Origin of the sequence: Nonomuraea sp. NPDC050153 (assembly GCF_044460125.1) — a bacterium.
Taxonomy (GTDB): domain Bacteria; phylum Actinomycetota; class Actinomycetes; order Streptosporangiales; family Streptosporangiaceae; genus Nonomuraea.
The window spans coordinates 75,145-94,738 of record NZ_JBITJQ010000017.1 but is presented as its reverse complement, the minus strand read 5'-3'; the positions used below and the strand labels follow the sequence as shown (position 1 = coordinate 94,738).

15 protein-coding genes are annotated in these 19,594 nt (G+C 73.0%); 6 read left to right on the top strand and 9 right to left on the bottom strand.

Annotated features, from left to right (window positions below; translation table 11 throughout):
• Window positions 1-61: 61 nt before the first annotated feature.
• The 3 genes from ACIBQ1_RS34805 to ACIBQ1_RS34795 form a co-directional block, all read right to left on the bottom strand.
• Window positions 62-922 carry an ABC transporter permease gene (locus ACIBQ1_RS34805; RefSeq protein WP_397283549.1) on the bottom strand — a complete coding sequence of 287 codons (861 nt, stop codon included), beginning with the start codon at window positions 920-922 and terminating at the stop codon, window positions 62-64.
• Window positions 923-986: 64 nt separating this feature from the next.
• Window positions 987-1,916, bottom strand: a complete 930-nt coding sequence (locus ACIBQ1_RS34800; RefSeq protein WP_397283548.1) for an ABC transporter permease — start codon at window positions 1,914-1,916, stop codon at window positions 987-989.
• 19 nt (window positions 1,917-1,935) lie between these two features.
• On the bottom strand, window positions 1,936-2,985 hold the full coding sequence (locus tag ACIBQ1_RS34795; protein WP_397283547.1) for a LacI family DNA-binding transcriptional regulator: 1,050 nt from the start codon (window positions 2,983-2,985) through the stop codon (window positions 1,936-1,938).
• 184 nt (window positions 2,986-3,169) lie between these two features.
• Here ACIBQ1_RS34795 and ACIBQ1_RS34790 point away from each other — a divergent pair, with 184 nt between their 5' ends.
• The 5 genes from ACIBQ1_RS34790 to ACIBQ1_RS34770 all read left to right on the top strand — a co-directional run bounded on the left by ACIBQ1_RS34790 (window position 3,170) and on the right by ACIBQ1_RS34770 (window position 13,146).
• A complete protein-coding gene (locus ACIBQ1_RS34790) occupies window positions 3,170-4,126 on the top strand; it encodes a dihydrodipicolinate synthase family protein (RefSeq protein WP_397283546.1) in 957 nt (318 codons plus the stop codon).
• A gap of 48 nt (window positions 4,127-4,174) precedes the next feature.
• Window positions 4,175-6,259, top strand: a complete 2,085-nt coding sequence (locus ACIBQ1_RS34785; protein WP_397283545.1) for an exo-alpha-sialidase — start codon at window positions 4,175-4,177, stop codon at window positions 6,257-6,259.
• Window positions 6,256-8,139: a glycoside hydrolase family 127 protein gene (locus tag ACIBQ1_RS34780; RefSeq protein WP_397283544.1), complete on the top strand. Its 1,884-nt coding sequence runs from the start codon at window positions 6,256-6,258 to the stop codon at window positions 8,137-8,139. The genes ACIBQ1_RS34785 and ACIBQ1_RS34780 overlap by 4 nt, the downstream gene beginning before the upstream one ends.
• Before the next feature lie 7 nt (window positions 8,140-8,146).
• Entirely contained in the window at window positions 8,147-9,985 is a 1,839-nt protein-coding gene (locus ACIBQ1_RS34775; protein WP_397283543.1) for an MGH1-like glycoside hydrolase domain-containing protein, read from the top strand.
• A gap of 191 nt (window positions 9,986-10,176) precedes the next feature.
• Window positions 10,177-13,146 (top strand): GH92 family glycosyl hydrolase, encoded by a 2,970-nt coding sequence (locus tag ACIBQ1_RS34770; RefSeq protein WP_397283542.1) that lies wholly within the window; start codon window positions 10,177-10,179, stop codon window positions 13,144-13,146.
• 74 nt (window positions 13,147-13,220) lie between these two features.
• Here ACIBQ1_RS34770 and ACIBQ1_RS34765 read toward each other — a convergent pair whose 3' ends face one another.
• From ACIBQ1_RS34765 to ACIBQ1_RS34750, 4 genes are read right to left on the bottom strand one after another with little or no spacing between them, the layout of a single operon-like run.
• Entirely contained in the window at window positions 13,221-13,616 is a 396-nt protein-coding gene (locus ACIBQ1_RS34765) for a tautomerase family protein (RefSeq protein WP_397283541.1), read from the bottom strand.
• Window positions 13,617-13,628: 12 nt separating this feature from the next.
• Window positions 13,629-13,964 carry a cupin domain-containing protein gene (locus ACIBQ1_RS34760; RefSeq protein WP_397283540.1) on the bottom strand — a complete coding sequence of 112 codons (336 nt, stop codon included), beginning with the start codon at window positions 13,962-13,964 and terminating at the stop codon, window positions 13,629-13,631.
• A gap of 22 nt (window positions 13,965-13,986) precedes the next feature.
• On the bottom strand, window positions 13,987-14,544 hold the full coding sequence (locus ACIBQ1_RS34755) for a TetR/AcrR family transcriptional regulator (RefSeq protein ID WP_397283667.1): 558 nt from the start codon (window positions 14,542-14,544) through the stop codon (window positions 13,987-13,989).
• Window positions 14,545-14,586: 42 nt separating this feature from the next.
• Window positions 14,587-15,579 (bottom strand): zinc-dependent alcohol dehydrogenase family protein, encoded by a 993-nt coding sequence (locus tag ACIBQ1_RS34750; protein ID WP_397283539.1) that lies wholly within the window; start codon window positions 15,577-15,579, stop codon window positions 14,587-14,589.
• A 90-nt stretch (window positions 15,580-15,669) separates the two neighbouring features.
• On the opposite strand from ACIBQ1_RS34750, the gene ACIBQ1_RS34745 reads away from it, so the two are divergent.
• Complete coding sequence (locus ACIBQ1_RS34745) at window positions 15,670-16,002, top strand: ArsR/SmtB family transcription factor (protein WP_397283538.1); 333 nt, start codon at window positions 15,670-15,672, stop codon at window positions 16,000-16,002.
• A 20-nt stretch (window positions 16,003-16,022) separates the two neighbouring features.
• Here ACIBQ1_RS34745 and ACIBQ1_RS34740 read toward each other — a convergent pair whose 3' ends face one another.
• Both ACIBQ1_RS34740 and ACIBQ1_RS34735 read right to left on the bottom strand, forming a co-directional pair.
• The gene (locus tag ACIBQ1_RS34740; protein WP_397283537.1) at window positions 16,023-16,937 is read right to left on the bottom strand and encodes a hypothetical protein; all 915 of its coding nucleotides are present in this window, start codon (window positions 16,935-16,937) and stop codon (window positions 16,023-16,025) included.
• A 2-nt stretch (window positions 16,938-16,939) separates the two neighbouring features.
• A complete protein-coding gene (locus tag ACIBQ1_RS34735; protein WP_397283536.1) occupies window positions 16,940-19,504 on the bottom strand; it encodes a DUF6493 family protein in 2,565 nt (854 codons plus the stop codon).
• Window positions 19,505-19,594: the final 90 nt, after the last annotated feature.

Here is a 19,594-nt window from a genome sequence, read left to right as displayed (position 1 = left end):
GTTCTTCGGGGGGTGCTCGTGATGGAAGGGGATTTCCGCCGGCCGGACGACGGGCGATGCCTCACCTGAGGTGTCCGCGTCCGTATCGGGCGGTGAGCTGGTCGCCGAGGATCCCGATGTTGATGATCAGCAGCGACAGTGCGACGCCGGGCAGAGCCGAGATCCACCAGGCGGTTTCGAGATACTGCTTTCCGTTGGCGATGGTCTGGCCCCAGGACACCGCCGAGTTGGGCAGGCCGATGCCGAGGAAGCTGAGCCCGGCTTCGGCCAGCACGACGAGAGCGAACTCCAGCGTGGCCAGCGCGACCACCGGGCCGGCCGTGAGCGGCAGGATGTGCCGCACCAGGATGGACGCCGGCCGTACGCCGAGCACGCGGGCCGCGTCGATCCAGGCCCGCTCCCGCACCGACAGGGCGACGCCGCGGGTGACCCGCGCGAAGGAGATCCAGGCCGTCGCGGAGAGCGCGATCACCACCACCAGGACGCTGCGCTCGAAGGCGCCCGCGATCACGATGGTCAGCAGGATGGCCGGGAAGGCGAGCAGGATGTCAATCCCGCGGGCGAGCACCGTGTCCAGCCGGCCGCGGACGTAGCCGGCGACGATGCCGACGGTCACGCCGATCACGCAGCAGACGGCGACCGTCGCGACACCGATGATCATCGACGTGCGGGCGCCGTAGACGACCTGGGCGAGGACGTCCCGGCCGAGGGCGTCGGTGCCCAGCCAGGCGACGCCGCCGGACGCGAGCCGCGATCCCGGGCCGAGCAGCCGGTCGTCGAGGGAGACGCGCACGGGGTTGTAGTCGATGATCAACGGGCCCAGCCCCGCGACCACGAGGTAGAGGGCGAGCACGGCGTACGGGATCCTGCTCAGCCACCGGCCGCGCGCCACGGGCCGGCGGCCGACGGCGACGTCGGTCATGAGCCCTCCTCCGTCGGTCTCATGACCAAGGTGCTGTGCTTGTTGATGACCTCGACAAGCTCGGTCATGTCGCACCGTCCAGTTTGATGCGCGGATCGAGCTGGGAGTACAGCAGGTCCGCGACGAGGTTGAACAGCATCACGATGCCCGCGATCAGGAAGGTGGCCGCCTGCACGACCGCGTAGTCACGGTTGGAGACCGCGTCCACCACCAGCGTGCCGAGCCCCGGCCAGGCGAAGACGTTCTCGACGACGACCGCGCCGCCCATCAGGCCGCCCATGTGCAGCCCGACGATGGTCACCACGGGGATGAGGGAGTTGCGCAGCGCGTGCCCGAGCAGCACCTGCTGCTCGGTGAGCCCTTTGGAGCGGGCCGTCTGGATGTACGGCTCGCCCATCGTCTCCGCGACGCTGGTCCTGGTCAGGCGGGCCACGATGGCGGTGAACGGCAGCGCCAGCGTGACCGCGGGCAGGACCAGGTGCGCGGCCGTGCCCGCTCCCGCGCTGGGCAGCATGCGCAACGCCAGCGCGAAGACCAGGATCAGCATGATGCCCACCCAGAAGGTGGGGAACGACTGCAGGGCGATGGTGCAGGCGGTGACCAGCCGATCGACGGCGCCGCCGGGACGGGCGCCGGCCACCAGTCCGAGCACGAGGCCGAGGGACACGGCGATGAGGGTGGCGGCGAGCATCAGGTCGGCGGTCGCGGGCAGTCGCTCGAACACCTCCGACATCGCCGGCCGGTCGAACCGGTAGGAGTCGCCGAACCGCAACCGGGCCACGTCGCCGAGGTAGGCGAGGTACTGGCTGAACACCGGCCGGTCGAGCCCGAGCTTCCCGGTGAGCTCGGACACCTGCTCCCGGCTCGCGTCCGGGCCCAGCAGGATCGTCGCCGGATCGCCCGGCGCGACGCGGACGATGAGGAAGATGAGTGAGGCGGCGCCCCACATCACCAGCACGCCCACGAGCAGCCGTTTGGCGATGACCCTGATCATGTGGGCTTCCCTGGTTCGGTCACTGCTCTCTCCTTGGTGGGGCCACGGTGGCGCCCGGCACGAGGGGGCATTCGACGTTCTCTCTGCGGGCCTCCGGCTCGGGTGACTCCAGCAGCCGCACCAGCAGGTGGGTGGCCTGCCGGCCCATCTGCTCCCGTGGGACCACCAGGCCGGTCCAGGGCGTGTCGGTGCGGTGCGCGCCGGTGGAGTCGCCGAGCACGACGATGCTCAGGTCGTCCGGGACCGACATCTCATGCCGTCGCGCGCACTCCAGCAGCTCCTCCGCCAGGAGGACCTGCTCGGCCACCACGGCGGTGATGCCGCCGTGCCGGATCTCCGCCAGGAGACCCGCCACGTCGTCGGCGGATTCCAGCGTCCACACCGGGCCGGTGAGCCGCCTGGCCTCACCGGCGGGCATGGCCCGCCGGAATCCCTTCTCGCGGTCCCGGCTGGGCTGCGCGTCGCCGTCGCCGATGCGGGCGTACGCGACGCGCCGGTGCCCGAGCTCGAAGAGCCGTTCGGTGAGCTGCCGGGTCGCCGTGGCGTAGTCGGCCGCCACGTAGGAGACCGGCGCGCCCGACACCTCCCGGTGCCCGACGTAGACGAAGGGGAAGCCGGTGTCGCGCAGCCGCTGGATCTCCTCGACGTTCGGGTCACGCCCGAGCAGCAGCGCGCCGTCCGCGAGCGACAACCGGGTCGACCCGTCGCGGAAGACCTGCCGCTCGCCGCCGAGGCTGGTGAACAGCAGCAGGTCGTAACCGAGCTCCGCCGCCGCCTGCTCCATGCCGAGCAGGAACGGGAAGTAGAAGTCGACGCTGGTCGTCGGGAAGACCGGTTCGAAGGTGAACACACCGATGATCTTGTTCTGGCCGCCGGCGAGGGATCTCGCCGAGGCATTGGCGACGTAGCCCCACTCGCGCATCGCCGCCAGCACCCGCTCGCGGGTCGCCGGGCTGATCCGCACGTCCGAATCCCGCTCGTTCAGCACGAGTGAGACGGTGGCCTGGCTGACTCCCGCGAGGCGCGCGATGTCGGCCTGAGTCGGCCTCCGCACCGGTCCGCGACTCATCCGGGCCTCCTGCTAATACGCCTAACGCGATGGACGCAAAGTCTGGCTCTCGTTTTTGTGAGGTGTCAATGGACCTGGGCAACAAAGAACGCAGGAAACAGTGGCGAAATGCTAATACCTATAAGCATCTGGCGTCCCGCGCGGATCGCCGATACCGTCCGGAGCGTTCGCCGAGGGAGGTGCCATGGCCACCGACATCGACCGTTCCGACCATCCGGTCGCCGGAATGATCATCCCGCTCGTCACCGCGCTCGACCCGCGCGGGCGGCCCGACCCGCCGGCCGTCCGGCCGCTGCTGGCGCACCTCGCCGACGCCGGCGTCACCACGCTGATGCTGGCCGGCACCAACGGCGAGGGCCCGCTGCTGACCGCGGGCGCCGTCCGGACATACGCGGCGGAGGTGTCCGTCATGTGGCGCGAGCTGGTCGGGGCGTCCGCCCGGATCATGGTGGCCGCCACCGGCACGGGCACCGGGGAAACCCTGGAGCGCATGGAGCGCCTCGACGGCCTCGACCTGGACGCCGTGGTCGTGCTCGCGCCGACCTACTTCCGGCACACCGAGAGCGAGCTGCACGCGCACTTCCGCGCCGCCGCCCGCCACGGCCGCCCCGTGGTCGTCTACAACAGCCCCGGCTACACCGGTAACCCCATCCCCGTGTCCGTGATGCGCCGCCTGCTCGACGAGCCGGGGATCGTCGGCCTGAAGGACAGCTCGGGGGACGCCGCCCTGTTCGCCGAGTTCTGCGCCCTGACCGGGGAGCGGCCCGGCTTCCAGGTGGCCCAGGGCGTGGAACGGCAGCTCGCCGACGGGCTGCGCGCCGGGGCCGCCGGGCTGGTGCCGGGCGTGGGCATGCTCGCGCCGGCCGTCTGCGTCGACCTGCTCAAGGCCGGCCGCCACGGAGACCACGCCACCGCGGCGGCGCTCCAGCACGACGTCGACCGGCTGGCCGCGCTCTTCGGAGTCCGGCCCGGAGCCAGCGGCGTGGTCGTGATCAAGACCGCGCTGCACCTGCTGGGCCTCTGCCCGCCGCACGCCGCGGCGCCGTTCCTGCCCCTCACCGAGGCCGAGCTCGCCGGGCTGCGCGCCGCGCTGGCCCGGATCCACGACCTCGTACGCCCCCACGACCCGCAACCGATCTGAGCCACCCCCCAGTCCTGTCCGCAGGAAGCTCCTCCCGAGGAGAGTCGCATGACCATGCCCATCAGCCGGCGGGCCTTCACCCTCGGGCTCGCCGCGAGCGCGGCCGCGGCCGCCCTGCCCTCCCCCGCGGCCGCCTCATCGAACGCGGCCGAACCGTTCTTCGCCGAGGCCACCCTGTGGGACTCCGCCGTGGACCCGCTGGCCAGCTATCACGTGTACGGCCTCGCCGTCCTGCCCGACGACACGATCCTGGCCTGCACCGAAGGCCGGCACAAGGTGTGCGACGCCGGACCGCACGACCTGCTCGTGCGCCGCAGCACCGACAAGGGACAGACGTGGACCCCATCCGAGGCGGTGGAGCCGTCCGTCGACGGCCAGTCGTGGTCCAACCCCACCTTCGTGGTGGACCGCGAGACCGGTGAGGTGTTCCTCTTCCACGGGCTCTGCGAGCAGTTACCGGAGAACACCAGCTGCTCCGCCGACTCCAGCACGGTGTACGTCATCTCCAGCAAGGACGGCGGCGTCACCTGGAGCGAGCGGCGCAGCCTGGCCGGACTCTTCGACCACTTCCCGTACAACTGGGCGATGCACGGCCCGGGGCCCGGTCACGGCATCCAGCTCGACTCGGGCCGGCTGCTCCTCACCGTCTCCCACCGCACCATCATCACCGGCGTCCCCACCACCGACCGCCACTACGGCGCCTCCACCGTCTACAGCGACGACCACGGCGTCACGTGGCAGGCCGGCGGCGAGGTGCCGATGGGAGACGGCTACCCCGTCGTCGGCGAGGCCAGGCTGGTGCAGCGTACGGACGGCACGGTGTTGATGAACAGCCGGCCCGGCTCGGGCAACGACTGGCCACGGGACATCGCGGTCAGCCAGGACGGCGGCGTGACCTGGTCGCCGCCCAGGATGGACTTCAGCCCCGCGCTCTTCAACGGCGTCGACACGGGCCTCATCCGCTACACCGGCGGACCGGGCAGCCGGGACGTCAACCGCGTGCTGTTCAGCCGGCCCGACTCGCCGATGCGCTGGAACATGACCGTCGCGGTGAGCTACGACGACGGCCACTCCTTCAGGTACAGCCGATCGGTCAACCCGGGCCGGGGATACTACTCGGACCTGGCGCGCCTGTCCGACGGCACGATCGTGCTCCTCTACGGCTGCGACGGCGACCTCGACGGCAGTCCGCGGCGGGTGGCCGCCGCCCGGTTCAACCTGGAGTGGCTGACGCAGGGCCGCGACAGCCTGGCCACCGGTCCGAAGCTGACCGAGCGGACGTACGACCTGGGCCGCCCGGCCGAGCGGGCCCGCCGCTCGGGCGGAACGGTGACCGTGGTGGACGAGGCCACCGCGCGCGGCGGCGCCCGCGCCGTCTTCACCCCCGGCGCGGCCGGGGACTACATCGAGTACCCCTTCATCCTCGCCCCCGGCGGACGGAACGAGCTGTGGCTGCGCTACTTCCGGTCCGGCGACGGGGGCCTCGTGACGGTGACCGTGGACGGGAAGGCGCCACGCAACTCCACGCTGGATCTGACGGCGTTCCGCGCCGACGGCTACGACGTCGCTCTCCTGGGCCGGATGGCGTTGCTGCCCGGCCCGCACACCATCCGCTTCACGCTGGCCGGCGCCGGCCGGGGCGGTGGCACGGCCATCTCGCTCGATCAGCTGAGCTTCATCCGGGTGTCCGCCGCGCCGGACGTCCGCGAGGAGGTCACCGTCGACAACGGCGGGCTCGGTTTCGAGACCACCGGCACCTGGCCGAGCAGCAGGGGCGTCAGCGGCTACTACGGGTTCAACTACCTGACGCACGCCAAGGGCACCGGCGCCAACACCGCGCGGTGGCGACCGGCGCTTCCTGGCGACGACCGGTACGAGGTGCTCGTCGCCTACGCGGCCGACCCCAACCGGGCGACCAACGCCCCGTACGTCGTCCACCACGCCGGAGGCACGACCGCGGTGGCCGTCGACCAGCAGGTGCGCGGCGTGCCCGACCCGCGCATGGGCGAGTGGACGTCGTTGGGCACCTTCTCCTTCCGGGCCGGCCTCGAGGGATATGTCGAGCTCAGCGACGCGGCCAACGGCGTGGTCATCGCCGACGCCGTCCGGTTCCGCCGGCAGGCGCCCGCATGACGGCCGTACCGAGCCCCGCCGCCGCGGTGGCCCTGCGCCCGCTGCCGGTCTCGGCCTGCCGCGTGGCCGGCGGGTTCTGGGCCGGGCGGCTGGAGGCCAACCGGGCCGCGATCCCGCTCGGCCGTGAACGGCTGGTCGAAGCGGGCAACATCGGCAATCTCCGGATCGCCGCGGGCCAGGCCACCGGCGCGGCCCAGGGTGCGAGCTTCCGCGACTCCGACGTCTACAAATGGCTGGAGGCCGTCGCCTGGGAGTGCGCGCGCAGCCCCGACGACGCGCTGCTGGACCACCTGCGCACGCTCAGCCGTACGATCGCGGCGGCCCAATGCGCCGACGGCTACCTCAACTCCGCCATCCAGGTCCGCGGCGAGGAGCGGTACGCGCGGCTGTGGATGAGCCACGAGCACTACTGCGCCGGCCACCTGATGCAGGCGGCCGTGGCCGCGGCCCGGGCCACCGGCGAGACGGAGCTGCTGGGGGTCGCCACCCGGCTGGCCGACCATCTCGCCGGCACGTTCGGGCCCGGCCTGCGGGAGGAGACAGACGGCCACCCCGTGGTGGAGATGGCGCTCGTCGAGCTGTATCGGGAGACGGGCCAGCGGCGGTACCTGGACCTGGCCCGCCACTTCGTCGAGGCCCGCGGGCACGGCCGGGCCGGCAAGCCGGGCTTCGATCCGTCGCACTACGGCGACCCCGCCCACTACTCCGACCGGGTGCCCGTGCGCGAGGCGGAGACGGTGGAGGGACACGCCGTGCGCGCCGTCTACTTCGCCGCGGGCGCCACCGACGTCGCCGTCGAGACGGGCGACGCCGAGCTGCTGGACACGGTTCGCCGGCTGTACGACACGATGCGCCGCCGGAAGCAGCACATCACCGGCGCCGTCGGCTCGCGCTGGGACGGCGAAGCGTTCGGCGAGGCGTACGAGCTGCCGCCCGACCGGGCCTACGCGGAGACGTGCGCCTCGATCGGGGCGATGCAGTGGGCCTGGCGGCTGCTGCTGGCCACCGGCGAGTCCGCGTACGCCGACCAGATCGAGCTGCTGCTCTACAACGCGCTGCTGCCCGCGGTGTCGCTGACCGAGGCCGACTACTTCTACGTCAACACGCTCCACCGGCGGACCGGCGCGCGGGGTGATGTGCAGCGGTCACCTGCGCACGGCCGCCGCCCGTGGTTCAACTGCGCCTGCTGCCCGCCCAACGTGATGCGTACGCTGGCCGGCCTCCCGGCGTACCTGGCGACCGGCACGGAAGACGGGCTCCAGGTGCACCTGTACGCGCAGAGCACGCTGACCTCAGGCGACCTCACGGTGGACGTGGACACCGAGTACCCGTGGGACGGCCTGGTCACGGTGACCGTGCGCGAGGCGCCCGCGCGGGAGGTCGAGCTGGCGCTGCGCGTACCGGACTGGGCGGAGGGAGCCACCGTGGACGACAAACCGGTGCCGGCCGGCGGCTACGCCCGCGTCCGCCGGGTGTTCCGGCCCGGCGACCGGGTGCTGCTGCGGATGCCCATGCCCGCCCGGCTCATGGTGGCCGACGACCGGATCGACGCCACGCGGGGGTGCGTCGCCGTCACCCGTGGGCCGCTGGTCTACGCGATGGAACAGCCCGACCAGCCGTCCGGCGTCATCCTGGAGGACGTCCGCATCGACCCCGCCACCGCGCCGCGGCCCGAACACCGGCCGGACCTGCTCGGCGGCGTGGTCACGCTACGAGTTGGCGGCGCGCTCGCGCGGGGGCCCGCCGAGTCCCCCTACCGGCCCCACGGGCAGCCGGTCCCGCCGGCGAGGCCCCTGGACATCACGCTGATCCCCTACTACGCCTGGGCCAACCGCGGCCCGCACGCCATGCGGGTGTGGATCCCCCGGCTGACTGCCTGAAGGAGACATGACGAACTACGCCGACATCCAGGCCTCGCTCGCCCGGGGCTGGAACACCTGGGACACGCGCAGCGTGCTCACCCATGTCCGGCTCCCCGACGCCCTGGGCCTGTCCCTCGGCCTGAAGGAGTACTACCGGGGCACGTCGCTGCGCGCCGCCCAGATCGGCCGCCGCACCGAGGGCGCGGAGACGGTCACCCTGGGCCGGCACGCCTACGACGGCGGCTACACCGAGACGACCGTGACGTGGGCGGGCATCACGATCCGGGTGCAGACCGCGCACGCGGGCGACGACCTGGTCGTGCTGGTGACGCCCACGGCCGACCAGCACAGGAGCGCGCTGCTGACCGCCGGCGTCGCCTACCTGTGGAACCGGCCCGGCTCCGTCACCCGCGACGGCGACCGGATCACAGCCGAAGGGCCCGGCGGAACCGTCCGGGTCTTCTGCACCGCCCCGCACGTCGACGACCCCTACACCGACGTCGACGGGCCGTACCTGGCGATGGAGCTGACCGGCGCGGTCGGGATCAGCACCGGCCGCGCCCGCGACCTGCCGGAGATCGCGGAGATCGTCGCCCGCGCCTCGGCCGGGATGGGCACGGCCGGCACCGATCCCCTGGCGCAGCACCGCGAGATCGTCCGGGACGCCATCTCCTGGAACACGATCTACGAACCCGCGAAGTCCCGGGTGATCACGACCGTCAGCCGGCTCTGGAACGTCGGCAAGCGCGGCGGCTACGCCCTGTTCTGCTGGGACGCGTTCTTCAACGCGCTGCTGGCGGCCGTGTCGAGCAAGGAGCTCGCCTACGTCAACACCGTCGAGATGCTGCGGGCCCTGACGCCGGAGGGCTTCGTCCCCAACGTCGAGCAGGGCACCGGCCGCAGGACCTACGACGGGTCCCAGCCGCCGGTGGGCTCGCTGGTGACCCGGGAGCTCTATCGCAGGTTCGGCGACCGGTGGTTCCTGGAGGAGTGCTTCGCGCCGCTGCTGTCCTGGAACCGCTGGTGGTGGCGGGTGCGCCGGGACGGCGACCTGCTGTGCGCCGGCTCGACGTACTTCGACCCCGAATTCCCCTCGCCGCAGGACATCCCGCGCATCCACCAGCATTTCGGCGCGACCTGCGAGACCGGCTGGGACGGGCACCCCGTCTTCGACGACGTGCCCTTCGACCAGGTCAAGAGCCTACTCGCCGCCCACGACGTGGGGATGAACAGCCTGTACGCGGCCGACTGCGAGGCGCTCGCCGACCTCGCCGACGTCCTCGGCGAGCGGGAGGCCGCGGCGGAGCTGCGCGAGCGGCACGCGGCCGTCGTGGCGGCGATGGAGTCCCTGTGGGACGAGCCGAGCGGCATCTACCGCAGCAGGCGCACCGACACCGGGCTCCCGACCGAGCGGCTGTCCACGATGAGCTTCTATCCCCTGCTGGCCGGCCTCGGCGCGGGGGAACGGACCCGGCGCATGGTGTCCGGGCACCTGATGACCGACGACGGCTTCGGCGGCGAATGGCTGCTGCCCACCTCGCCCCGCGGGGAGCCGATCGACGTCGGCGAGCACAGCTACTGGGAGGGACGGGCGTGGCCGCCCGTGAACTTCCTCGTCTACCTGGGGCTGCTGCGCGCCGGGGAACGGCCGGCGGCCGCGTGGCTGGCCGAAGGCAGCTCCCGGCTCGTGCTCAAGGAATGGAACCAGCACCGCCACGTGCACGAGAACTACTCCAGCAGCCACGGCGGCGCGTGCGACAAGCCGAACAGCGAGCCGTTCCAGACCTGGGGCGCGCTGCTGAGCCTCATCGTCCTCATGGAACGCGGCGAGGTCGGCTTCTTCGAGAAAGGCGGTGCGGCGTGACCGGCGCCGAAGCCGACGTCCTGGCCACAGGTGCGGGGGCACTGACTCTCGGGATTATTTGTCCGGACTTTTGGTCTTACGGGAGTGTTCATGGCTCAGTTAGTGTGAGCCGATGTGATCACGACGTGTTCTCTCCCCGTTCGTGGCCGGCCGCCGCAGTCATCGGCCCAGTAGTCAGCACAGTGCTCAGCATGGTGCTCAGCATGGTGCTCAGCATGATCGTCGCCGTCCCGGCGGCCGCGGCCCACGCCCCCGCCAAGGTCACCGATCCCGTACGCCATGTCGACCCGCTGATCGGGTCGGCCAACGGCGGCAACACCTACCCCGGCGCCGTCCTGCCGTTCGGGATGATCTCGTGGAGCCCGACCAACACGGCGGGCGACCAGACCAACGCCGCCGGCGCCAACGGCTACTCCTACAACACGCCCCGCGTGCGGGGCTTCGCGCTCACCCACGTCAACGGCGCGGGCTGCCATCCGGGGGCCGCGGGCGACGTCCCGATCCTGCCGTTCGCCGGTGCGGTCACGTCGTCGCCGACCGCGGACACGACGGACGCCGTCTACGCGAGCACGTTCAGCCACGACAACGAGAGCGCACGGCCCGGCCGGTACACGGTCACGCTGGACTCCGGCGTCAAGGCCGACCTCGCGGTCACGACCCGCGCGGGCGTGGGCGAGTTCACCTTCCCGGAGGGCGTGCCGGCCAGCCTGCTGTTCCGGGTGTCCAACTCGCTCAACGGCAGCGAGGACGCCGAGATCACGATCGACCCCGCCGGCCGTAGGGTCACCGGCTCGGTGCTGACCGGCGCCTTCTGTGGCCGCCGGGCGAACGGCGGCGTCAACAACCGCAAGAGCTACTACCGGCTGCACTTCGCCGCCTCGTTCGACCGCGCCTTCTCCGGCACCGGCACCTGGGTGAACGGAGACCTGCGCCCCGGCACGACGACGGCGAGCGGCGGCGAGGGCTACGCCACGGGCGCCGACCGCGCGGGCCGCGGCTCCGGCGGGTACGTCACCTTCGACGGCACCGACGTCCGCATGAAGGTCGGCATCTCCTACACCAGCCTGGCGGCGGCCGAGCAGAACCTGGCCGAGGAGATCTCCGGGCGGGACGGCGTCGCGTCCGTGGCGGACCGGGCGACCCGCGCCTGGAACGAGCGGCTGCGCTCGGTCGAGGTGGCCGGCGGCCCGGCGGGCCTGCTGACCACGTTCTACACCGCGATGTACCACTCCTACCTGCAGCCCAACGTGACCAGCGACGTCGCGGGCACCTACCTCGGCAGCGATCGGAAGGTGCACCGGCTGGCCCGCGGGCAGGGCGTCCAGTACGGCAACTTCTCCGGCTGGGACCAGTACCGCGCGCACACCCAGCTGCTGGCGCTGCTCGAACCGCGGGTCGCCGGCGACTACGCCCAGTCCCTGTACAACCTGGCGCGGCAGAACGGCGGCGTCTGGGACCGCTGGGTGCACGTCAACGGCCCCACCCACGTGATGACCGGCGACCCGTCGGCCCCCGCGCTCGCCGGCTTCCACGCGCTCGGCGTGCGGAACTTCGACGTACGCGGGGCCTTCGACTCCCTGGTGAAGCAGGCGACCGTGCCGCACCCGTCCGGCCTGTCCGACAGGGGGTGCCCGGGCCAGTGCGAGGGCCAGCGCCCGAACCTGGCCGAGTACCTGCGGCTCGGCTACGCGCCCCAGGACACCTGCCACTGCTGGGGCGGCGCGGCGGAGACGCTGGAGGACGCGACCGCCGACTTCGCGCTCGCGGACTGGGCGGGCCGGCTCGGCCGGGACGCCGAGCGCGACCTGCTGATGCCGCGGGCGAGCTGGTGGCGTAACACGTTCAACCCGTCCGCCGGCCCGGAAGGCGGCTACCAGCAGGCGCGCAAGGCCGACGGCAGCTGGCTGTGGCCGTTCTCGGCGACCTCCGACGCCGGTTTCGCGCAGGGCACCAGCGCCACCTACACCTGGATGGTCCAGCACGACGTCTCCGGGCTGGCCGCCGCGATGGGCGGCAAGGAGCAGGCGGCCAGGCGGCTGGACACGTTCTTCCACCGCGCCGACGGCTCGTGGGCGACCGGCGGCGACGGCTTCCGCTACGACCCGACGAACGAGCCCGGCATCCACGTCCCGTGGCTCTACAACGCGCTCGGCCAGCCGTGGAAGACCCAGGAGACCGTGCGCGCGATGGCCTCCCTCGTGTACCGGACCGGGCCCGGCGGCCTGCCCGGCAACGACGACCTCGGCACCATGTCCGCCTGGTACGTCTTCGCCGCGCTCGGCCTGTACCCCCAGACGCCGAGCCGGGGCGAGATGCTGCTGTCCAGCCCCATGTTCCCGAAGGCGTGGATCAAGCGCGGCAACGGCCGCACGATCACCGTGAGCGCCCCGGGGGCCGCGCCCGAGGCCGTCTATGTCCAGGACGTGCGGGTCAACGGCAAGGCGTACACCCGCTCCTGGCTCCCGGAGTCCCTGCTCAACCGGGGCGGCGAGGTCGTGGTCGACGTCGGCGCCACCCCCGACACCTCGTGGGCGACCGGCTCCGGCGACCTCCCCGTCGACCGCGTCCCCGCCGCCGAAACCCCGATCCCGAACCTGCCCGCCGCGTGCGAGCCGTCCGGCTCCTCGTGCGCCCAGCGACTCCAGTACGACGTGGACGGCGTGGCCACCACGGACGCCAAGGCCCAGGGCAACCTGGACGGCAAGGGCTGGAGCTTCCCCGCCGAGCAGCTGCCCGGGCCGGGCCTGCGCACCGTGTCGGGCGGCTCCTACCTGGTCCCGGAGACCAAGGGCGCGGCGGGCAACTTCCACAGTCTGCGCGGCCAGCGCACCTATCTCACGCCGGGCCGCTACCAGGCGCTCGACCTGCTGGTCACGGCCGTGAACGGCGACCAGCAGACCGAGCTCACGATCGCCTACGCGGACGGCACGATCTCCACGGCCCCGCTGAAGGTGACCGACTGGGCCAGCGCGTCACCTCACTTCGGCGAGGAGGCGGCGATCACGGCCGACACCCGCTACAACGTCAACGGCACCGCCGACGGCCGCAAGGTGAGCATCTGGCGGGTGTCCGTGCCGGTGGACGCGACCCGCGCGACGGTCTCGTTCACCAGCCCCGCGATGCCCAACGTCAAGGTCCTCGCCCTCACGACCCGCACGTGACCGGCCGCGGTGCCCTGGAGGACCACGACGCCGCGCCCGTGCACGTGCGCCGGCGGCGACGCGGCGAGCTCTGGTCAGGCGCCGGCGGCGGCGTACTGGGCCACACCCTCGCCGAACGACCAGTCGAGCAGCGTGTTCTCGGTGATCGTGACGAACACGTTCCGCGGCTCGGTGCCCGCGTACTCCTCGGCGAGCTCGGCGATCCTGCGGTAGAGGGCCTGCTTCTGGTCGGCGGTGCGTCCCGCGCGCATGGTGACGGCCACGAACACGAGGTCGTCGTCCCGGCGGATGCCGAGGTAGCCGTCGTCGTAACGGAACGTGCCCCGCGTGCCGTCGTGGCTGGTGAGCACCTGGAACAGGTCGTCCTGCGGGATGCCGATGGCCTCGACCAGGGCGTCGTGCACGGCCCGGCCCAGGGCCTCCAGCCGCTGCCGGTCCGCACGGAGCGCGTCAATACGAACGAAGGGCATTGATTCCTTCTTTCACAGCGATTCGATCAGGGGCTGGTCACCGGTGAGCAGGTAACTGGCCACGAACGTGGCCGGCTCGGCGGCGGAGAGGTTGTCGAAGCGGCGGACGGTCGCGCCCGCGGGCTCGAAGAAGGCGCTCCCGGCCTGAAGCTCCTGCGCGGGGTGCCCGTCGAGCTCGTAGACGATCCGGCCGCCGGTGACGTAACCGGCGACGCCGCCGGGGTGGGTGTGCGGGCCGCTCGCCGCCCCCGGCGGCAGGGTGACCCGGTGCGTCTCCACCCGGTCGATCCGCCCGGGCCGGCCGGTCAGATCTCCGGTCAGCAGGTGCTCGCGGCTGATGGCGCTCATGCGGGTGCTCCCTTCGTGCCGTTCAGCGGACGTGCCCGGCGAGCAGGCCGAGCGCGCCGTCCACGGCCTGCGCGTACACTTCGGCGTCATCGGCGGCGCGGGCCAGCACGTATCCGCCCTGCAGCACCGCGACGAGCGCGGTGGCGGTGGCGGCCGGGTCGGGCCCGGCCGCGAACTCGCCGCTCGCCCGCGCTTCCGCGAGGAGGGCGGCGAGCCTGGTCCGCAGCCAGGAGAAGGTCTCCTCGACCGGACGGCGCAGGTCGGGATCGCTCATCACGTCCGGGTCCTGCGTCAGGCGGCCGACCGGGCAGCCTCGCAGCGCGTCGCGCTCCCGGCGCAGGTAGACGGTGATCCGCCGGACCGGGCCGCCCGGCCCGGACAGCTCCGCCTCCGCGCGGGCGCGCATCTCCTCGGCGCTGCGGGTGATCGCGGCCAGCGCCAGGTCGGGCTTGCCGCGGAAGTGGTGGTACATGCTGCCCTGGCCCGCCCCGGACCGCTGCTGGATCGCCTTCGGCGAGGTGCCCACGTATCCGCGCTCCCACAGCAGCTCGCGGGTGCTCTCGATCAGCTGCTCTCTCATGTCCACGCCCATGAGCGTACATACTAGTAGGTACAGAGGCAACTAGGTCGTGACGACGATCTTGCCGAACCGGGTGTTCGACTCCATGTGCCGGTGCGCCTCCACGATCTCCTCCAGCGGGAACAGGCGATCCACCACCGCGCGGAAGGCCCCGCCGCGCAGCCCCGAGGCGACGAACGCCGCGGCGCGGCGCATCCGCCGGGGATCCCTGGTGATCTCGTGCACCGTGTACGTGCGCAGGTTCAGCGCCGGCATGCCCAGCTCGAACCCCGGGTAAGGCGTCGGCCGCCCGCTCTGCGCGCCCCACAGGAACAGCGTCCCTCCGGCCGCCACCGCTCTGGCCAGCTCCGCCACGCCCGGTCCGGCGACGGCGTCGAAGACGTACTCCGCGCCCCGGCCGCCGGTCAGCGCCAGGATGCGGCCCGCCACGTCCTCCTCGTCCGAGACGATCACCTCGGCGGCGCCCTCCTCGATCAGCCGCGACCTCTTGGCGCGGGTGCGGGTGACGGCGATCGGCATGGCGCCCACGCGGCCGGCCGTGTGGATCGCGGCCAGGCCGACGCCGCTGGAGGCCGCGTTCACCACCGCCACGTCACCCGCCCGCATCCCGCCGACCTCCACCATCGCGCCGTAGGCCGTCAGGTAGGGCATCCACACCGCGGCGCCGGAGACCGCGTCCACCCCGTCGGGGCGCGGCACGAGCGCGCTCACCGGCGCGATAGCCCGTTCGGCGTACATGCCGTAGTCGTTGTAGGAGAAGTTCGGCACGACGCTGACCGCCTGGCCCTCCTCGAACCCGGTCACCTCCGGGCCGAGCGCCTCGATCACACCGGCGGCCTCGGAGCCGAGCCCGGCCGGAAACCGCTTGATCGGCTCGATGTACCGGCCGCTCCGGAACAGCGCCTCCGCCCGGTTGACCCCGATCGCGTCCACCCGGATCCGCACCTCGCCCGGCCCCGGCTCGCCCGGTTCCACCTCCTCCAGCCGCATCACCTCGGGCCCGCCGACCTCGTGGAACCGCACAGTCCTCGCCATGACACCGTCCTTCTCTCGCCGCGAACGCGGCCCACTGTAGGGAGAAGTACGATGGGCGTCAAACTTCGATGAGTGCCGTACCATTGGCTCATGGGACGTACACCGCCGCACCCCGAGGTGTCGCAGTTCGGCCTCCAGCAGGTGCTGGAGGCCCTCGTCGATCCGGTGCGCCGGAGCATCGTCACGCAGCTCGACGCCACCGGCGAGGACATCAAGTGCGGCGACTTCGACATACCGGTCAGCAAGTCCACCGCCACCCACCACTTCAACGTGCTGCGCGAGGCGGGCCTGATCCGGCAGTACTACGTCGGGACCTCCCGGATGAACGCCCTGCGCCGGACCGACATGGACGAGGCGTTCCCCGGACTGCTCGACGCCCTCACCACGCCCGAGGCCCGCGCGGCTCAGGCTCCCACCGGCTGACGGCGCCGGACCGGCCGGGTTCAGAAGCCGATGAGCTCCGGCGCCTGGGCGATGGGGCCGAGCACGGCGCCCAGGGCGGCGCACAGTTCGGCGATCGTCTCGGGCGGTACTTCGAGGCGGGCCTCGAAGGTGGTCTCGGTCCCCAGGGCGTCGGCCGCCTCGGGAGTCAGCTCCAACCGGAGCGCCGTCCCGTCCAGGGTGATGGAGCGCACGCCCTCGCCGGTGCCGCGGATGCCGTGCCGGGCCACCCAGTAGACCTCCTCGTAGCCCAGCACGTAGAGGTGCTCGGACTCGTCGTCGGCCGACTCCGCCAGGAAGACCACGCGCCGGCGGTGCTCGTCGCCCTGGCCGAAGTCGCGGCAGGTCATGGCCGCGGCCGGGACGTAGGCGACGTCCCCGTGGATCGGGGGCGGAGGTGGTGGGCGGCGATCGGAGCGGTCGTCGCCCCATGGGTTGTGGCGGCGGTCGTAGTGTTCGCCGTACGTCGTGGGCATGCCGATCGGCACGGCGGTCGGAAGCGCGGCCAGCAGCCAGCCGGGCGTCTCCGCGCGAGGGAACGTGGTCAGCTCCGCCAGCGCCGCCGGCGCGGGCACGTCCTCGAACGGCGGCGCGGAGGAGTCGACGCGCCCGGTGTAGCCCCGGCTGCCGGCCGAGAACGCCAGCTCGCAGGTGAACCAGGTGCCGGAATCGGCCCTGTAGGAGAGCTCGCGCAGGCGCTGGAACGGCTCGTCCAACCCCTCGGCGGCGATCTCGCGGCCGTCGCGGGTGAGCGTGGTCCGCGCGTACGGGCCGACCTGGGCGCGGCGGACCTCCAGCCGCGTCCAGCCCGGCTCGGCGGCGGCGCGGGCGAGGTCTCCGATCTCCAACCGCAGGGCGTGGCCCTCGTCGTGCCGGGTCCGCCAGTGTCTGTTCTTTCGGGATCGTCTGGCCGCCATGGTCATCCTTCCTGGCCGTCGTCGGCGGTGAGCAGGTCGTGCAGCCGGCGGATCTCGCGCAGCAGGCCGCTGCCGCCCCTGCGGGCGGCCATGGCGCGTACCTCGGGGATCTCGCCGCGCGCCCCGGACCAGTCCGCCGTCGCGGCGGCGAGGGCGACGAAGCCGGCCAGGCCGTTGCGGGGGCGCTCGCCCGGCGCGGGCAACAGGGTGGGCAGGGCGGTGGAGGCGATCCGCCACACGTACGCGTGGGCGCCACGCCGGGCCGCGGCCTCCAGCGCGGCGATCATGTCGATCATCCGCACCTCGCCGCCGGCCAGGAGGAGCCCGGTCTGGCGGCCGACCTCCTCTGCGGGCAGCTCGTCCCGCGCGGCGGTCTCCAGCAGGACGTCGACCGACTCGGGCATCCGCGGGTCCCCCAGGACCCGGGCGAGGACGACCGCGAACGCCGCCCCGACCGGTCCCTCCGCGCGGGCGAGCTCGCGGGCCTGCTCCGGCCCGACGGTGTCGTGCTCCCAGTAGCGCCTGAGCACGTGCGGCATGAGGTACGCGGCGGCGACCTCGCGGTGGGAGGGCAGCGTCGAGGGCCACCACTCCCGGTGCTCGGAGTCGCCCCAGTGCTCGGGGACGCTGAGCATCAGGTCGACCAGAGGCAGCCCGGTGGGCTCGACGGTGGCCGACGGCACCAGGCGTACGTTGTGCTCGTGGCTCCGATCGTGCCAGTCATGGCCTTCGCCTTCGCCGTTGCACCGCCACTCGAGCTCGATCGCGACCTCCGGGCAGGTCCACCCGGCCACGATCCGGCCCGCGCCGGACGTCAGCCGCGCCGCCCGCCGCATGGCCTCGAGATCCGGGGTGCGCGGCAGGCGCAGCAGCGCCTGCTGGAGGTCGGCAGCCAGCGGTTTGGCCCCGGCCGCCTCGATCTCCTCCAGCCGCCGGACGAGCTCGGCCGCGGCCACGTGCCCGGTGCTGTGCGTGGGCGTGGCCAGCAGCAGCGGCGGGAGGGTGTCCTCCTCGACGGCCCGCAGGATCTCGGCCGCGCGATGCAGCAGGAGCCGGAGCGGGGCGGCCGGCCCGCTCGTCGGCATGTAGCGCAACCAGGCGCGCTGGGCGGACGCGGTCCCGGTCAGGGAATGCGCGGCGCCGTCGAACCATTGGTCGACCCGCTCCCAGGTCTCCTGGCGGTAGGTCCAGCCGGGCCCGCCGATCAGCCGGGGGCGCAGCTCCGCCACCACGCCCGCCCGGTCACGGCCGACGAGCGCGACGAACCCGGCCAGCCGCCGTTCCCAGGCCTGCCAGGAGCGGGCCCCCTCCGTCATGAGTTCCTCGATGGACTCGATCGCAGGCGGGAAGGCGACGGCGCGTTCGGGCGCCGGGGGCAGAGGCGGCGGCACGAACACGGGCTCGGCCTCGGCCACGCTGCCGCCCGCGAAGGCGGCGGCGGCCCGCAGGCCGAGGTGGGGCGGGAGCAGCTCGATCGCCTCGCGTACGGTGGCGCGCCCCTCCTCGGTCATGCGGCCGGCGTGGGCCACGGCCAGCTCGACGGCCTTCTCCTGGAGCTCGGCCGAGTCGGCGGCGAAGGCACTGGCCAGCGGCGCGGCGACCAGGCCGGCGAGTTCGGGCGAACGCCGTACGGAACGGTCGAGCCACGATATCCCGGCGCGCACCAGCTTGCGCTCGGCGCGGAACAGCAGCGACCCCCACGCCTCGGCCAGGTCGTCGGCGCCGAGATCGCCGCAGGCGCGCAGGCGCTTCACCGCCAGCTCGGCGACAGGGCCCGGGGAGGCGGGCAGCAGGCGCAGGTAGTCGCGGGCGCGGGCGGCCCCCTCGGCGGGCGAGGGGTCCAGCGCCTCGTGCAGGCGCACGAAGAAGCGCAGGTCGATGGGCGTGCCACCGAGCAGGAAGCGGCGCACGCAGCCGTCGATCAGCGCCTCGCGCCGCACCTGGCCCGACGCGGCCACCTCCAGCAGCGCCCGCAGCCAGCCCTCCTGCGGCGACCGCTCCCACTGGAGCACCCGGCCGACCCCCTGGGCCTCGAACAGGCGCGGCAGCAGGTGGCCGAGCAGCGGGTCGCCGGGCAGGGACGGCGACGGCTCGCGAGCCACCCAGCCGGCCACCAGCGGGTCGTGCGGCGGCGGCTCGATGCCGGCCTCGCGGACCAGGGCCAGGGCGAGCTCCATGCCGCGGTCGTCGGACCCGCGCAGGCGCAGCACCAGCCGCTCGGCCAGGTCGGCGCGCCAGGCGGCGGGCCGGTCGGCGAGCACCGCCAGGACGAGGCCGACGTCGGCGTCGGGGCCGGCCCACTGCGGCGCGAAGTCGCGCCGGTAGAGCCAGGACGCCACGGCCGCCGCCCCGCCGAAGGTGGCCGCGCCCGCCACCCGGAACACGCTCCCGTAGTCGGCCAGACCGTCGTCCCACCGGTCGAACCGGGCGCGCAGCTCCTTCAGCAGCTCCGGTAATCGGGCCGCGACCTCCTTGCACGCCTGCTCGTCCAGCGCCTTGACCCGCTCGGCGAGCCGGTCGGCCCGGCGGTCCACGATCAGCTTCTCGATCTCTGCCCAGTGATCCACAGCGGGGACATTAACCAGCGTGGCCGACACTTTCGCCCGCGCGCCCGGTCACGAGTTAATTCAGTCGCTTGACTTACGACTCCGCACCTG

What these genes read in the sequence shown, in the direction of transcription:
- ACIBQ1_RS34755 (WP_397283667.1), bottom strand. Translation starts at nt 14,544, where the DNA reads ATGAGAGAGCAGCTGATCGAGAGCACCCGCGAGCTGCTGTGGGAGCGC.
- ACIBQ1_RS34745 (WP_397283538.1), top strand. Translation starts at nt 15,670, where the DNA reads ATGGGACGTACACCGCCGCACCCCGAGGTGTCGCAGTTCGGCCTCCAG.
- ACIBQ1_RS34790 (WP_397283546.1), top strand. Translation starts at nt 3,170, where the DNA reads ATGGCCACCGACATCGACCGTTCCGACCATCCGGTCGCCGGAATGATC.
- ACIBQ1_RS34795 (WP_397283547.1), bottom strand. Translation starts at nt 2,985, where the DNA reads ATGAGTCGCGGACCGGTGCGGAGGCCGACTCAGGCCGACATCGCGCGC.
- ACIBQ1_RS34775 (WP_397283543.1), top strand. Translation starts at nt 8,147, where the DNA reads ATGACGAACTACGCCGACATCCAGGCCTCGCTCGCCCGGGGCTGGAAC.
- ACIBQ1_RS34750 (WP_397283539.1), bottom strand. Translation starts at nt 15,579, where the DNA reads ATGGCGAGGACTGTGCGGTTCCACGAGGTCGGCGGGCCCGAGGTGATG.
- ACIBQ1_RS34740 (WP_397283537.1), bottom strand. Translation starts at nt 16,937, where the DNA reads ATGGCGGCCAGACGATCCCGAAAGAACAGACACTGGCGGACCCGGCAC.
- ACIBQ1_RS34760 (WP_397283540.1), bottom strand. Translation starts at nt 13,964, where the DNA reads ATGAGCGCCATCAGCCGCGAGCACCTGCTGACCGGAGATCTGACCGGC.
- ACIBQ1_RS34785 (WP_397283545.1), top strand. Translation starts at nt 4,175, where the DNA reads ATGACCATGCCCATCAGCCGGCGGGCCTTCACCCTCGGGCTCGCCGCG.
- ACIBQ1_RS34770 (WP_397283542.1), top strand. Translation starts at nt 10,177, where the DNA reads ATGGTGCTCAGCATGGTGCTCAGCATGATCGTCGCCGTCCCGGCGGCC.
- ACIBQ1_RS34765 (WP_397283541.1), bottom strand. Translation starts at nt 13,616, where the DNA reads ATGCCCTTCGTTCGTATTGACGCGCTCCGTGCGGACCGGCAGCGGCTG.
- ACIBQ1_RS34800 (WP_397283548.1), bottom strand. Translation starts at nt 1,916, where the DNA reads ATGATCAGGGTCATCGCCAAACGGCTGCTCGTGGGCGTGCTGGTGATG.
- ACIBQ1_RS34780 (WP_397283544.1), top strand. Translation starts at nt 6,256, where the DNA reads ATGACGGCCGTACCGAGCCCCGCCGCCGCGGTGGCCCTGCGCCCGCTG.
- ACIBQ1_RS34805 (WP_397283549.1), bottom strand. Translation starts at nt 922, where the DNA reads ATGACCGACGTCGCCGTCGGCCGCCGGCCCGTGGCGCGCGGCCGGTGG.